We start from the raw sequence: 13679 nt of genomic DNA, 5'->3' as shown, positions 1-13679 counted from the left end.
AGACGGCCATGGCGATCGCGAATTACGACCGTCCCCTGGACCTCGAATATGTCCGGCCGCAATCGAAAGTCGAACGCGACCTTGCGCATATCTGGGAAAGCGAGCCGGGCCTTTGGGGATGGCTCACGACGGTCGATCATAAAGAGCTTGGAAAGCGCTATATCGCTACCGCCTTTCTCTTCCTTCTCGTTGGGGGAATCGAAGCGCTGGTCATGCGCCTGCAACTCGCGGGACCGAACAAAAGCCTGTTGTCGCCGGAGCAATATGACCAGCTCTTTTCCATGCATGGTCTCACGATGATTTTCCTTTACGCGCAGCCGGTGCTCACCGGCTTCAGCGCTTTTCTGTTTCCGCTCATCCTCGGAACACGGGATCTGGTTTTTCCACGGCTGAACGCCTTTTCCTATTGGATCTATCTTTTCTCGGGACTCTTCATCTATGCCGGCTTCGCCATGGGCTATGGTGCGAATGACGGTTGGTTCAACTACGTCCCCTATGCGCTCAGGCAATATAATCCCGGCCCCAACATGGATTTCTATGCGTTGGGCATGATCCTCTTCGGCGTATCCTCCACAGCGGCGGCGGCCAATTTCGTGGTGACTTTCCTGCGCGCGCGGGCGCCGGGAATGTCCATCAATCGCATCCCTATTCTTGCCTGGGGCACGACGACCACTTCTTTCGGCATCCTATTCTCCGTGCCGGCCGTCAGCCTCGCCTTCTTCATGCTCTGGACCGACCGCCAATTCGACACGCATTTCTTCAATTGGGCAGGCCGCGGACAGCCGCTTCTCTGGCAGCATTTGTTTTGGATCTTCGCGCATCCCTGGGTCTACGTCGTCGTGCTGCCGGCGATGGGCATTGTCTCGGACGCGCTGCCGATCTTCTGCCGACGTCCGCTTGTCGGCTACACGGTCGTCGTGCTCGCGACGGTCGCAACGATGGTGATGGGCTTCGGCGTCTGGCTGCATCACATGTTTGCAACCGGCATTCCTTACCTCGCGCTGTCTTTTTTCAGCGCAGCCTCCTTCATCATCACCGTGCCGAGCGCTGTCGCCGTCTTCGCCTGGATTGCAACCATCTGGACCGGCCGGCCAGTGCTTTCGACGGCCTTTCTGTTCTTCGCCGGATTTGTCGTCACCTTCGTCATCGGCGGCGTTTCCGGCGTCATGACGGCGGCGGCGCCGAGCGACCGTCAGCTCACCGACACCTATTTCATCGTCGCGCATATTCATTACGTGCTCATCGGCATCAATGTGCTCGCGGTGATGGGCGGCCTTTACACATGGTTTCCCAAGATGACCGGCCGCCTGCTCGACGAGCGGCTGGGTCGCTGGAACTTCTGGACCGTGTTCGTCGGCTTCAATCTTGCCTTTTTGCCCATGCATTGGACGGGCCTCGCGGGCATGCCGCGGCGGATATACACTTATCCGGAAGGGCTCGGTTGGAGCGCAGTCAATCTCGTCACGACGATCGGGGCCTTTATCCTAGCCGTCGGCGTTCTGCTACTTGCCATCAATATTGCGGTCAGTCGAAAGCGCGGCCTTCCAGCGGGACCAAATCCATGGGGCGGGCCGACGCTCGAATGGTCGATACCCTCGCCGCCGCCTGCCTATGATTTCGAGGTGATCCCCGCCGTCGCGAGCCGGCACCCGCTTTGGGAAAAGGAGCTCTCCGAGGCGGTAGGCGAATCCTCGATGAAGCGCGGCCTGCGCCTCGATGACGGCAAGGAAATGCTGACCACGACCGCCCTCGACGCCGAGCCGGACGCCATTGTGAAAGTGCCCGAGGATTCGATCGCGCCGCTCGCCGTCGCGCTTGCCGCGACGATGTTATGCGCCGGCGCGCTCGTCTTGTCCTGGATCGTTACGGCGATCGGCTTCGGCCTTTCGATTGTTTCCCTTCTCATCTGGCTGTGGCCCCGGCGCAAGCTCGGGCAGATTGCGGAGGCGAATCGTGGCTGACACAACGATCCGCCGCCCCAGACTGCCAGTCGGCAGTATCGGCCATAAAAGCTTCGGCTGGTGGGGCATGATAGCGATCATCATGAGCGAAGGCTCGCTCTTCGCCTATTTGCTCTTCTCCTATTATTACTTCGCCGTCCAATACGGCCGAGACTGGATTCCAGAAATGCCGGATTTCACCTTGGCGGCGCCAAACACGGCCGTCCTGCTTTCGAGCAGCCTCTTTGTGTGGTGGGGCGAAAGAAGCGCGACACGCGGGCGACGTGCGAAACAAGCGCTCGGCCTCGCAATTGGTCTCGCGCTTGGAACCATCTTTCTCATCGTCCAGTATCTCGAGTGGGGAGAGAAACCCTTCACCTATTCCTCCACCTCCTATGGCTCCAGCTACTTCATCACGACAGGGTTTCACATGGCCCACGTCGCGGTTGGCGCTGCGATGCTTGCGGCGGTCTTGCTCTGGTCGCTTCTCGGCTATTTCGACAGCGAGCGGCACGCGCCGATTTCGATCGCCGCGGTCTATTGGCATTTCGTTGATCTTGTCTGGCTCGCGATCTTCTTTACCTTTTACGTCACGCCTTATCTCGGAGTCGGCTGATGGCGAGCGAGCAACTCCTGCAAGCCTATGGCGTGGCGCCTCCAGCGCCGCAACGCATCTCCATGGCGGCGGTGTTTGCCGCCTTGCTGGCCGCGCCTCTGGCATGGAGCGCGCAGCTCCTGGTTGATTACGGGCTGGCGAGCCACGCCTGCTTTCCCAAAGAGACGCCGAGACAATTCTTCATGCGCGGCTGGGAGTGGGTTGGGTCGGCGATTGTCGCCATAAATCTAGCCTGCCTGGCCATTGCGATTTTAGCGGCTATCATCTCATTCTCGATATGGCGGCGCACGCACGAGGAGGCGGCAGGCGGCCATGAAAGCGCGCTCAATATAGGCCTGGGCCGCACCCGCTTCTTTGCAATATGGGGCGTGTGGTCTGGCGTATGGTTCGCGCTCCAAATCCTCTTTGCAACGATCGCCATATTCTGGGTTCCGCCATGCGGAAGCTGATGTCTGCGCGCGCTGCGCAAGTCGCAGCCATCAGGGCCGCGACTTTTGGCTTGGCGCTTGTCCTAACCCTCCTTGCCCTTGGCTCGCAGCTGAGCGAGCTGAGCGAATCCCTGTTTTCCGCGCATATGGCGCAGCATCTGATGCTCATCATGGTCTGCGCGCCTCTCTTTGCGGCCGCGCGGCCAGCGCATGTATTTTTCCGCATTTTGCCGCTGTCGGCACGACGATGGCTCGCCGCCCTTTCACGCCGACGCCTAGCCCGGCTCCTCGCATTTTTCTTCTCGCCCGTCGCCATCTGGCTTTACTTCGTCGGCGTCTTTTCGGCTTGGCACATTCCCGGCCTTTACGCGCGGGCGCTTGCCGACGAAGCGATTCATATCGCCGAGCATTTGAGCTTCTTCCTCGCGGCCTTCGGTTTCTGGTCCGTCGCCTTCGGCCTTTATCCCGCTCATGCGCTTTCGCTCGGTGCCCGCGTGCTTTACGTCGCGTCCGCGGCGCTGCTCAGCGCCTTGCCCGGCGCCTTGATCGCCATTGCGCCGCGCCCGCTTTACGCGGCCCATCGCCTCGGCGCCATAAGCTTCGGTCTCACGCCGCTGGAGGATCAGCAACTCGCCGGACTAGTGATGTGGATACCCGGCGGTTTCGTCTATATGGGCGTTATCCTGGGGCTTCTGGTGCTTTGCCTCAGAAGGGCCGAGCGCCGCGCCACTTTGCGGCACGCGTCGCCCGTTCTCGCGCTTTTGCTCGTGGGCTCCGGCCTTGCGGGCTGCGACGACGAGCCGGCGGCGAATCTGCTGGCAAAGGGAGAGGCGCCTCGGATCGAAGGCGACGCGCAAACAGGCGCGAGAGAGATCGAAAAGATCGGCTGCGGCTCGTGCCATACGATCCCGGGCATCGCAGGCGCGAGAGGGCTCGTCGGTCCGCCGCTGACCGCCATGGGCCGCCGAATCTATATCGCCGGCCTTTTGCGAAATACGCCCGAAAATCTTGCAACATGGCTCCGTGATCCGCAAAAGATCGTTCCGGGCAACGCAATGCCAAACATGCATCTCTCCGACGACCAAAGGCGTGACATCGCCGCTTACCTGACGACGCTGCGATAAGCGATCGTAACGTCGGGCGGCCGCGAAACAATCAAAAGAATATTTCGAACCACGTTCCTAGATCGAAGCTTCGCGCGTCTCAGAACAAAGGGAGGACTTGTCCTCGCCGATTTCTGAGCGGTGGAAGATGAACAAGACGGCGGCCAGGAGAGAGTGGAAAAGAACAACGGCGATCGCGATCGTCATGGGCGTGAAAGCGATCGAAGCAGGCAGCCCCGCCGTCGCGCACGCCTCGATGACCAACAGGGAAATCGCTGAGGCTGTCAAAATCTACCAAATTCCGCAAGGCTCGATGGACGCCGCGCTGAATCGTTTGGCGGACGTAAACGGCATTCACGTCCTCTATCCGACGTCATCGCGAGGGCAAAGACCGGCGACCCAGCCAGGCTGGCCTTGCGGAAGGAAGGAGGGGACGGCAGGTCGGAGGGAAGATCGGTCAACGCCGCATTGATCGCAGCCTGCACGTCGCGCACCGCGGCGTCGATGTTTCGTCCGAGCCGGAATTGAAGGGTGATCGAAGTCGAGCCGTATGAATTGGCGGAAGTGAGCTCGGCGACGCTGGATATGCCTGCGAGCCGCCGTTCCAACGGCGCGGCCACCGCGGCGGCCATGGTAGCCGGATCGGTCCCCGGACGAGAGGCGGAAACGCCGATTATCGGCAGCTCGACGGACGGAACGCTGGCGACCGGCAGAAAGAAATAGGCGAGAGAGCCGAGCAGGAAGCAGGCGGCGGCGATCAGTGTGGTCGCGACGGGGCGTCGAATGAAAGGCGCAGAGACGTTCATCTGCGCCGGGCAGGCGGTTGCTGGGCGCCGCCTGATTCAAAGTGCGCGTGCTTCGGCTCTAAAATCTCTACGCAGATGGGCGGCAAGCCCTGGGCCGTTCGATCGATACTGAACTTATCTCGGAGCCGCTGCGGAGTTCTTTTCCTTATTGCTTCTCGCTCCGTCATACATGCAGTCCCACGGCAAGGCCTCTAACCCTAGACGTGGCAAGGCAAGAAAACGGAACCTCTCCTTTAAAAAAATTCTCGTTCCTCGAGCGTCAATACAACAAGGTCACATATTCGGTCATGTGGATGGCGTGCAGGCCGAGCGAGATCTCCACTTCGTCGACGAGTTGCCGCAGGTCGTCGACGCCGAAAACGCCGGAAACACGGCGCGCGCAAACAGATGGATCGACGCAATAGATAATCCCGCGATGGTAACGTCCGACCGCTGCGAGAACATCGCGAAGCGGCTGCTTCGTCACGATCAGCTTCCCGTGTCGCCAAGCGGTGGCTGCGTCGATGTCCACGGCTTCAGGCGCGCGCGCCGCGGCGCCGCGCTCATAACCGCTCTGTTGGCCTTCCGCTACAACGACCGAGGCTCCCCGGCTCATGACCAGCACGCGATGTTCATTCACTGTCACGCGCGCGCCGGAGCCGTCCAAGGCGACGTCAAAGGCGGTGCCGAGCGCGGTCACGGAGCCCTCGCCGGCCTCGACGACGAAGGGACGCGCGGGATCGGGCGCAACGTCGAACCAGGCTTCGCCGGAAAGCAGCGTCACGCGTCTCTCGGCGGCGCTGTAATGGACAGAGATAGACGACCTCGAGTCGAGCTGCGCCCAGGAGCCGTCATCCAGCGTGACGACTTTCCTTTCCCCGACGCCGGCGTAATGATCGGCCCGAATTCGTGTTACGACGTCGCCCAGCGACAGCAGCATCGCGAGAGCGGCCGCCAGAGTGGCGACCGTGGCCGTGATGCGCCGCCTGCGGCCACGGCGCGCGCGTCGGACCCGAAGGGACGGGCTCATCCCAGCGAGATGGCCAAACATGCGCAGGACCTCCTCGAACGCCGCGGCGTTTTCGGCATCTTCGGCGAGCCACTGCTCGAAAGCCGCCTTTTCCTCGGCGGAGGACAGCCCGCCCCTCAATCTCACGAACCAGTCGATGGCGGCGTCCCCGGCGTCGTCGGCGTCGGAACGCGGTGTTTCCTTGATTGGCTTCATCGATCGAACAGAAATCACAGCTCTTCGTCGCCCTACGCGCTGCTCAACTGAGAGAATATCGTCCACAGGGCTCCGGCGCCGAGAGCCTGCGCGAACATTGCCGGGAGCCTGGAGAGAGGGGTTACCACCCCGGGGATGGTCAAGGTATCATCAGGCAGTCAAATGTCTCGGGAAGATTTCGCGCGCGCTCCAAAAGGGGCCGCCGACCCCAACATACGATAAGCGCGCGCACGCGTTCGCGAGCGCCTCTATCTCGCCGCCGTTTGGCATAGGGTTGAGCAATCGAATCTGGAGCGAGTAGAAGTTTTCGCTCCGGCAACGAGATAGGCCGAAGCGCTCACGCGCGCTCAACTAGCTACGCTTCACGCCAAAATGGGGGAAACGCCCTATGCGGCGAATCGAGCCCTAGCGACATGGGCCAAAATGTTCGCTTGGGCCGAAAGTCGCGGCTTCGTCCAAGGGCATAACCCTGCCCGGCGCATCGAGCGCTACCGAGAGCAGGGCAGGGAGCGGTTCTTATCGTCCGACGAACTCTCCCGCCTGGGTGATGCCCTGCGCCTCGCCGAGATGGACGGCCTCCCGTGGGAGGTGGACGAGGCAGGCCCCAAGGCGAAACATCTCGCAAAGCCCGAAAACCGGCGTGTGAAGCTTGACCCTTTCGCGGTCGCGGCGATTCGGCTTTTGCTCCTTACCGGTGCGCGGCTTCGCGAGATCTTGGATGCACAATGGTCGCAGGTCGACTTGGAGCGCGGCGTAATCTTTCTCGATGACTCCAAGACGGGCCGCAAGCCGATCTATATCTCGGCAGCTGCTCAAGCTGTGCTTTCGGGCTTGGCGCGCGTCGAAGGCAACCCGCATATTATCGCTGGCGCAAAGGAAGGGGCGCCGCGCGCCGACCTTAAGAAGCCGTGGCAGGCTGTGACGCGCGCGGCCGGTCTTGAAGGCGTGCGGCTGCATGACCTACGCCATAGCTTTGCGTCGTTTGGCGCAGGCGCGTCGCTGGGCCTCCCGATCATCGGAAAGCTTCTCGGCCATTCGCAGCCCGCGACGACGGCGCGCTACGCGCACTTGGACGCGGATCCCTTGCGGCGGGCCGCGGATACGATTGGAGCGACCATCGCCGCGGCGCTTGATGGTACTTGCGCGCAGGCTACTCCCACACTGAGGAAATCAAGATGAGCATCCCTCATTTCATGGGTGTGGCTGAGGAGGAAACCTTCGGGTGGAACGCAGCTTTTGCCGCTCTTCAAGAACGCTCTGACGTGGCCCCTTTGGTGCAGATGTTGCGCTCTAAGAGAAGCATCCCGGCACCCATCGCAAGAAAACTCGCCCGTCTTCTCGACGATAAAGACGGAAGAAATTCCGTCGTTCTGAAGCCTGCCAAAAATGCGCGAAGAACTTATCGCTCGAAAAAAGATGAAAATGCACGTGAGCGCATCCTGCTAGGTGCAAAGATACTTCATGACATAAACATGGGTCGTGGAGTTGAGGAAGCGGTAACCAAACAGATGAGGGGCGACAAATTCAGCAGGTCATATCTTTATGATTGTCGTCTTGTCGCTGAAAACTATGTCAACGCGATTTTCACAACAGAGGCTGTACCCCAAGCGATCAAAATACTAGCTTCCGGCGATTTGGGAATCGATCTGCGTTTCGTCCGCGCGATTTCAAAAGCTAGCGCGGACTGACTGCGTGCCCGCTTTCCCTCAAATTCCGCCCCGTTCGCCGCTGGTCGGCGCGTCAAATGGGATGTGAACACGATGGAAGCGAAATCTCTTAATTACAAGCGCCTGCTTTCACCGCTGGAGACCGCCCATATACTGGGCGTGAGCGTTTCCACTCTCGCGAAATGGCGTATGACGGGCCTCGACGGCCCCAACTTCGTGAAGCTTGGGTCTCGCGTTAAATATGATCTGACTACCGTCGAAGCATGGATCAGGACGCGTGCGCGCACGTCCACCTCAGACCACGGGAAGGCGGCGTAATGACGAAACGCCCCTTTCCCACCTGGGCGGATCATTCGGACTGGCTTGTCCAAGTGGGCGAACGCTTGTTTGTGGTGCACACAGACCTCGCCGCAGATGCCTGCCGCCTAAGCATCATCAAACCGCCTGGTCCTCAGGCAGAGGAGAATTGTTCTCACGATGAGGAGAACTATTCTCATCATGAATTCCACGCGCCTGCTGCAGATCTGGGTGCCAGCCTCTAACCGGCTCGTACGCGAGCTTTCCAGACGAATCCGTATCCCTTCCTAGAGCGCGTCTCCCCACCGCGCTGCGTCACGATCCGTGGCGGGTGGGGATGAAATCGACGAAAAGGAAAACAGAAAATGAACGATGACATTGAGAAAAAACCCTCTTATCTGATCGCCGAGATCATTGAAAATGCGCCCGTGATCGAAATTGGCGAACTCGAGACCTCGGAAAACGACGTCTCCAGCGCCAAGACGAGCAAAGCACCTTTTAAGGCCGAAGGCTCCGGCGGCGATAAGAAGCGTCAGCCGCGCCCCCTCGGCTTCGGCGTTGAGGAGATGAATGGAGAGTATGGGCTCGTCCTGTTTGGCCCGAAGGCGGTCGTCTATTGGGAACAGCCGGACGCGCCTGTCAGCGACCAGCAGCGCTTCTTGACCATCGAGGCGTTCAATCATTGGTTCTCGAACAAGTGCACGGAGATCCGTGGCCCGGACGGCAAAATCAAGGAGGTCACCTGGGCAAAGGCTTGGATGCTTTCCGAACGCCGCCGGCAGTATTACGGCGTTGAATTCCATCCGGACCCGAACAATGAGACCGGAACGGCGGGTTATCTCAACCTGTGGTCCGGCTTTTCGGTGACGCCGGCCGCCAAGAGCAATCCGCAGGCTTACAGGACATTTCGCGATCACTTATTGATGAGTGTGTGCCGTGGGGACGAATGGCTTTTTGTGTATCTCTTTTCGCACATATGGTGCAGAAACCGCGCGAGCGCTTGGGCGTCGCGATCGTCATGCGAGGGCCCATGGGCTGCGGCAAGACGAAGGTGGGCGAGGTCTTCGGATCTCTGTTCCCGCGCCATTACTTCCTCGTCGACGACCCGCGTTATGTGACCGGCCAGTTTAACGCCCACATGGCCAGCTGCCTCCTCTTGCAGGCCGACGAAGCGGTTTGGGCCGGCGACAAGGCAGCCGAAGGCCGTCTCAAGGGCCTCATTACGTCGCCGTTCCAGCAGATCGAGGCCAAGGGCGTAGACCCGATCCGGTTGAATAACTACGTCCGCCTGATCATGACGTCGAACGAGGATTGGGTTGTGCCTGCCGGCAAGGACGAGCGCCGTTTCTTCGTTCTCGACATCGACCCGCGCTGCGCGAAGAATTCCGCCTTTTTCGCGCAAATGGAGGAGGAGCTGAACGCGGGGGGCCGTGAAGCTCTGTTGCGCGATCTCCTCGATTTCGATCTCACCAGCGTGAATTTGCGCCAGATTCCCAATACGAAGGCGTTGCTCGAGCAGAAGATACGCTCGCTTGATCCCGTGGAGTCGTGGTGGCTCGACCGCCTCAACTCCGGTGTGACGGAGGAGGGCGGATCGAAGTGGCACGATGAGGTCCCAACCGAAGCGCTTTTCAAAGACTACATCGCGCACAGCGACAAGATCGGGATCAAGCGCAAGCTCGATAAGTCGAGCTTTGGCATCAAGCTTCACAAACTGGTGCCTCACTTCCTGAAACGCAGGCCGACGAGACAGGTAATGGCTCAAACCGGCGCGATGGTTAGCCGCCGCGTCAACTGCTATGTCTTGCCGAGCCTTGAAAACTGCCGTGACTATTTCCAAGACCTGTTCGGGCAGGGCTTTGAGTGGCCGGAGATCGAGCCGGGTGACACGGAGAGCGTTCCCGAAGACAGCGAGGTGTAGCGACCGCCCGTAATATCCACCTCTGTTTTTTTACTTAACTCCGTGCGCAGCCTAGCTGCGCGCGGACTTGCGTTCCGACCGTTTTAGTCTCGTTGCTGCACGATCCCGTCCACCCACTTCTGCACTATCTGCGCGCGCCCACAAATGTGTGGGTATTGGCTAAACACGTACAAGGGTAGGCATAGCGGCCATACCTCCAACAATTAGGTATGCCAGCGGAGTCTTTAGAAGCTCCAATGGACGTCATACCCGTCAAACCTGAGATACCTTTTTCTCGCGCATGCGTGCATGAGATGGCCGTCTCCGAGCTTGTGAGACGAAAATCCAAAATCGCTAAAATAGGTATGCTGACTATGCCAGGCTTGGCACCGCTCACAAAATCAGGGCACTAAGGCTGTCATACCTCTCTTTGTCTTGAAGAAGAGGGATGGCAGGTGTGCCAACAACCTCTCTAATGACCGTCGATAAGATTCTCGAGAGCGGACGATGCGATTGGCACTGGCGCAGAGCGGTCCATCTATCGTCGTTTCTAAGCCGAGGGAAATAGAGAGACTGGGCAGGGGCGTTTTTGCGTTTGGCTTCTCTGCGAGAGCTCTAACAACGGACGCCGTATGGAATAGTCCGTTCCCCCAGCAGGGGCACCCTCGCGGCGGTTCCCCGTGCAAGCGAGTAGACAGGCCGGTTGACATCTACGGGTCCTTCCCGGCGCTTTGCGGCTCCACGGCCGTAAAAGGCGCGACTGGGCGCGAGTTGGAGTGTGAAAATCCCGCCCTGACACTCCTGACAAGCAAAGTTGGCACCCTGACTTTCGTTGCTGACAGGGCTTTAACGGGTTTGGCCGGAGGCCTGTTCCCGGCCGCCGAACTGGCAGCGCATGGCCCATTCGAGAGGAACGCAACGCGCTTGTATTTCTCGAGCGCTGCGCGGTATGCGGCGATCGCCTCCTCGAACTTCTGGGTTCCGCTGTTCCGCCAACCTAGCGCTCGAAGCGCATTGCCAAGGCTATTTTGTGTGGCGGCCAAGCCCAGGGGCACCGCTACGGTAGGCAAGGCGGCTTCCCACTGCTCGTGGCCGCAGAGAATGGCCACGCCGAATGCGTCCGCCAGTCAATCAGCATTGAAGTGGGGTGCGCCGAAAAGGGACCCCTTTGCGATGCGGGTTTGCCGTTATCGGCGTGACGGAGGGAGGGCGTAGCCCGACCGGCGTTCCGCCGTTAACGGCAGCGGCCTGCCGGGGCGTCGCCTCAGGCGGTTTTTGAAGCGCCAGCTTTCGTTGCCGGTTTCGACGATGTCGCAGTGATGGGTTAGGCGGTCGAGCAGCGCGGTCGTCATCTTGGGGTCGACGAAAACGCTGGGCCATTCGCCAAAGGCGAGATTGGTGGTGACGATCACCGAGGTGCAATCATAAAGCCGGCTGACGAGATGGAAGAGCAGTTGCCCGCCGGCCTGTGCGAAGGGCAGACAGTCAAGTTCGTCCAGAATGACGAAGTCCATCCGCCTGAGATAATCAGCCATGCGCCCCTGGCGTCCGGCACGCGTCTCCGCCTCGAGGCGATTGACGAGATCAACCGTATTGAAGAGAAGCGCCCGCGCAGGCCGGCGCGAATGCAGCTTCTGGCAATGGCGATGGCGGGATGCGTCTTGCTGGTTCCCGTGCCGCCTGCGAGCTGCTGACTGACGAAGGCACCGCTGACGAGATCGCGCACCAAGGTTTCGTTGACGCTCGCCCCGTCGAAGTCGAAGTCGTCGATGTCCTTCGCCAAGGGAAGCTTGGTGATCGTCATTTGATATTTGATCGAGCGGGCGTGCTTTTCGGCGATTTCAGCCTTGAGAAGGTCGCCCACGATCTACGGCGGCTCATGCTGCCGCTTGACGCCCGCAGCATCACCTCGTCGTAGGCGCTCCTCATGCCATAGAGTTTGAGTTCTGCCATGAGATCGAAGATTGCGTGCGTTCCATCATCAGCCCGAACTCCTCAGTTTGGCCGTATCTTGCGCAATCGGCGAAAGGGGCATGCTGGAGCTTCAGGGCGTCCGGCGTCAGGATGGTCAGCGGCGGCCCGGGATCGCGGCGGTGCGCCAAAATGTTGCGAATGAGACGTCGGCGGAATGGACGCCCTGATCCATGGCCCCCGCGCAGGCGGATTCGACCGCCGGCAGCCCGTCGTCGAGAACGGCAGCGAGGATTTTCACCATTTGCGGATCGCCGTCAGCATCCCCCGCGAGCTTGCGGCGGATCTTTTCCATGGCCGACGGCAACACCCAGTCCTTGAACGGCGCGCCGTCCCTCAGGGCACCGTGGCATGCTCGCCGGCTGCTCAAGTATTGACGAGTTACAGGTCCTGAATAAGTTGGTCTTGCGTGGGACCAAAATAACTGATTTGCCATCCGTGAAGGATCTACCTTCGCTGATGGAGTTGGTGCTCCATCGTTCGCCCATCTCACATATTACCTCACTTCAGGCGAATGCAATGATTGAGCATCTGAATTTCCACGGTACAAAAATTGTCCGGCATATTAATGCTCCCGACATTGCGGAGCCTCGGCCGTTTAAGATTGTCTGCAACCTCACCGTCCGTTTTTAGTGCCTCGAAAACCTTCTCTCGCTTCATTCGCTGAATTTGCAGCTACAGAATTCGCGCAACCGCGCGTTCTGGAGCGATTGGTTAAATTGACTAGTCTGAATTTGCGCGCCACGAGAATTGAACGACTGGATCATCTAGTCAACTTGGCAAAATTGGAAGTCATTGACGTCTCATTAACTGGCGTCAGGACGTATACGTTACACAAAAAGATTGCTGTTACGGCTAAGAGAGTTAAGAATATGAAGCTGCAAAAAGAAGATATCGAGATAATCGAGACCTAGAGGGTGTTATGTACTCTGTATTATGAAGTCGGCTGCGCGTTTGAGCATGAGGCAGGCGAAAGCGACGACGTGGAGGCCAGCGAGTGTGTCGGCGTAGCGTTCGTAGTCTTTGACCAGCCGCTTGCATCGGGTCGCCCAAGCGAAGGATCGTTCGACAACCCAGCGTTTGGGCAACAGCACGAAGCCTTTTTTCGCTTCGGAGAGTTTGACCACGCAGAGTTCGACGCCCTGCGCTTTGGCCGCCTCGGCGGCTTTCTCGCCGGTATAACCTTGATCGACATAAATAAGCTCGACGCTCTCGCCGGTGGCGTCCTGCACAGCGGCGGCGAGCTTGCCGATCTCGGCGCGGTCGTCGACATTCGCCGGCGTAACGTGCAGCGCCAGCAAGTGCCCCAGCGTGTCGACCGCCATGAGCAGCTTGGAGCCGCGCTTGCGCTTGGCGCCGTCATAGCCGGCCCGTGGACCGCTTTCCGGCGTAGAGCGCAGCGTGCGGCTGTCGATGATCGCCGCGGTTGGCTCCTCGGCGCGACCGGAGGCGACGCGCAACAAGGCGCGCAGGTCCTGCGCAAGCTCTTCGAACACGCCCGCCGCCAGCCAGCGCTGCGATTGCTGATACACTGCGGACCAGGGCGGCAGATCGTTGGGCATGGCGCGCCATGCTATGCCGTAACGCAGAACGTAGCGCAGGCCGTTGAAAAGCTCACGAAGCAAATGCTGACGTTGCGGAGCGCCCTCGTCCATCAGCGTCAGATACGGCGCAACCAGGGACCATTCTTCGTCGCTGACATCAGACGGATACGGTTTGCGAACCGGAGACATCCGATTCCTTTAAG

At 59.8% G+C, this 13679-nt stretch carries 11 protein-coding genes and 3 pseudogenes; 9 read left to right on the top strand and 5 right to left on the bottom strand.

Annotation, left to right across the window (positions count from 1 at the left end; genetic code table 11):
* The first annotated feature begins 8 nt into the window (after nucleotides 1-8).
* From OGR47_RS15205 to OGR47_RS15190, 4 genes are read left to right on the top strand one after another with little or no spacing between them, the layout of a single operon-like run.
* Nucleotides 9-1961, top strand: coding sequence for a cytochrome c oxidase subunit I (locus tag OGR47_RS15205; RefSeq protein ID WP_165054544.1), 1953 nt, complete (start codon nucleotides 9-11; stop codon nucleotides 1959-1961).
* On the top strand, nucleotides 1954-2556 hold the full coding sequence (locus OGR47_RS15200; RefSeq protein ID WP_246729778.1) for a cytochrome c oxidase subunit 3: 603 nt from the start codon (nucleotides 1954-1956) through the stop codon (nucleotides 2554-2556). The genes OGR47_RS15205 and OGR47_RS15200 overlap by 8 nt, the downstream gene beginning before the upstream one ends.
* Nucleotides 2556-3005, top strand: a complete 450-nt coding sequence (locus OGR47_RS15195) for a hypothetical protein (RefSeq protein ID WP_165054567.1) — start codon at nucleotides 2556-2558, stop codon at nucleotides 3003-3005. The genes OGR47_RS15200 and OGR47_RS15195 overlap by 1 nt, the downstream gene beginning before the upstream one ends.
* Nucleotides 3005-4108, top strand: a complete 1104-nt coding sequence (locus tag OGR47_RS15190) for a cytochrome c oxidase assembly protein (RefSeq protein ID WP_165054569.1) — start codon at nucleotides 3005-3007, stop codon at nucleotides 4106-4108. Before OGR47_RS15195 ends, OGR47_RS15190 begins: the two co-directional genes overlap by 1 nt.
* 347 nt (nucleotides 4109-4455) lie before the next feature.
* On the opposite strand, the pseudogene OGR47_RS15185 reads toward OGR47_RS15190, so the two are convergent.
* Nucleotides 4456-4893, bottom strand: a pseudogene (locus OGR47_RS15185) (efflux RND transporter permease subunit); the annotation flags it as partial.
* Between the two features lie 259 nt (nucleotides 4894-5152).
* Nucleotides 5153-6097, bottom strand: coding sequence for a FecR family protein (locus tag OGR47_RS15180; protein WP_165056363.1), 945 nt, complete (start codon nucleotides 6095-6097; stop codon nucleotides 5153-5155).
* Between the two features lie 423 nt (nucleotides 6098-6520).
* Here OGR47_RS15180 and OGR47_RS15175 point away from each other — a divergent pair, with 423 nt between their 5' ends.
* From OGR47_RS15175 to OGR47_RS15160, 5 genes are all read left to right on the top strand, one after another.
* The gene (locus tag OGR47_RS15175) at nucleotides 6521-7276 is read left to right on the top strand and encodes a site-specific integrase (protein WP_246729906.1); all 756 of its coding nucleotides are present in this window, start codon (nucleotides 6521-6523) and stop codon (nucleotides 7274-7276) included.
* Nucleotides 7273-7785 (top strand): hypothetical protein, encoded by a 513-nt coding sequence (locus tag OGR47_RS15170; RefSeq protein ID WP_165056266.1) that lies wholly within the window; start codon nucleotides 7273-7275, stop codon nucleotides 7783-7785. Before OGR47_RS15175 ends, OGR47_RS15170 begins: the two co-directional genes overlap by 4 nt.
* Before the next feature lie 72 nt (nucleotides 7786-7857).
* Nucleotides 7858-8082 (top strand): helix-turn-helix transcriptional regulator, encoded by a 225-nt coding sequence (locus OGR47_RS21820; protein WP_165056264.1) that lies wholly within the window; start codon nucleotides 7858-7860, stop codon nucleotides 8080-8082.
* 344 nt (nucleotides 8083-8426) lie between these two features.
* Complete coding sequence (locus OGR47_RS15165) at nucleotides 8427-9179, top strand: hypothetical protein (RefSeq protein WP_165056262.1); 753 nt, start codon at nucleotides 8427-8429, stop codon at nucleotides 9177-9179.
* Nucleotides 9092-9982 (top strand): primase-helicase family protein, encoded by an 891-nt coding sequence (locus tag OGR47_RS15160; protein WP_165056261.1) that lies wholly within the window; start codon nucleotides 9092-9094, stop codon nucleotides 9980-9982. Before OGR47_RS15165 ends, OGR47_RS15160 begins: the two co-directional genes overlap by 88 nt.
* A 1244-nt stretch (nucleotides 9983-11226) precedes the next feature.
* On the opposite strand, the pseudogene istB reads toward OGR47_RS15160, so the two are convergent.
* The 3 genes and pseudogenes from istB to OGR47_RS15145 all read right to left on the bottom strand — a co-directional run.
* A pseudogene (istB, locus tag OGR47_RS15155) lies at nucleotides 11227-11943 on the bottom strand (IS21-like element helper ATPase IstB); the annotation flags it as partial.
* 24 nt (nucleotides 11944-11967) lie between these two features.
* A pseudogene (locus OGR47_RS15150) lies at nucleotides 11968-12278 on the bottom strand (IS21 family transposase); the annotation flags it as partial.
* Between the two features lie 574 nt (nucleotides 12279-12852).
* Nucleotides 12853-13665 carry an IS5 family transposase gene (locus OGR47_RS15145; RefSeq protein ID WP_216697919.1) on the bottom strand — a complete coding sequence of 271 codons (813 nt, stop codon included), beginning with the start codon at nucleotides 13663-13665 and terminating at the stop codon, nucleotides 12853-12855.
* Nucleotides 13666-13679: the final 14 nt, after the last annotated feature.

It is taken from the genome of Methylocystis sp. MJC1, assembly GCF_026427715.1.
Classification (GTDB): Bacteria; Pseudomonadota; Alphaproteobacteria; order Rhizobiales; family Beijerinckiaceae; genus Methylocystis.
The sequence above is the reverse complement of the archived record's forward strand: the minus strand, read 5'-3'. Positions and strand labels throughout refer to the sequence as shown.

Bases quoted from the DNA above. Each gene is read 5' to 3' on its own strand.
- OGR47_RS15205 (WP_165054544.1), top strand. From the start codon at position 9: ATGGCGATCGCGAATTACGACCGTCCCCTGGACCTCGAATATGTCCGG.
- OGR47_RS15195 (WP_165054567.1), top strand. From the start codon at position 2,556: ATGGCGAGCGAGCAACTCCTGCAAGCCTATGGCGTGGCGCCTCCAGCG.
- OGR47_RS15190 (WP_165054569.1), top strand. From the start codon at position 3,005: ATGTCTGCGCGCGCTGCGCAAGTCGCAGCCATCAGGGCCGCGACTTTT.
- OGR47_RS15180 (WP_165056363.1), bottom strand. From the start codon at position 6,097: ATGAAGCCAATCAAGGAAACACCGCGTTCCGACGCCGACGACGCCGGG.
- OGR47_RS15175 (WP_246729906.1), top strand. From the start codon at position 6,521: ATGTTCGCTTGGGCCGAAAGTCGCGGCTTCGTCCAAGGGCATAACCCT.
- OGR47_RS15170 (WP_165056266.1), top strand. From the start codon at position 7,273: ATGAGCATCCCTCATTTCATGGGTGTGGCTGAGGAGGAAACCTTCGGG.
- OGR47_RS21820 (WP_165056264.1), top strand. From the start codon at position 7,858: ATGGAAGCGAAATCTCTTAATTACAAGCGCCTGCTTTCACCGCTGGAG.
- OGR47_RS15165 (WP_165056262.1), top strand. From the start codon at position 8,427: ATGAACGATGACATTGAGAAAAAACCCTCTTATCTGATCGCCGAGATC.
- OGR47_RS15160 (WP_165056261.1), top strand. From the start codon at position 9,092: ATGGGCTGCGGCAAGACGAAGGTGGGCGAGGTCTTCGGATCTCTGTTC.
- OGR47_RS15145 (WP_216697919.1), bottom strand. From the start codon at position 13,665: ATGTCTCCGGTTCGCAAACCGTATCCGTCTGATGTCAGCGACGAAGAA.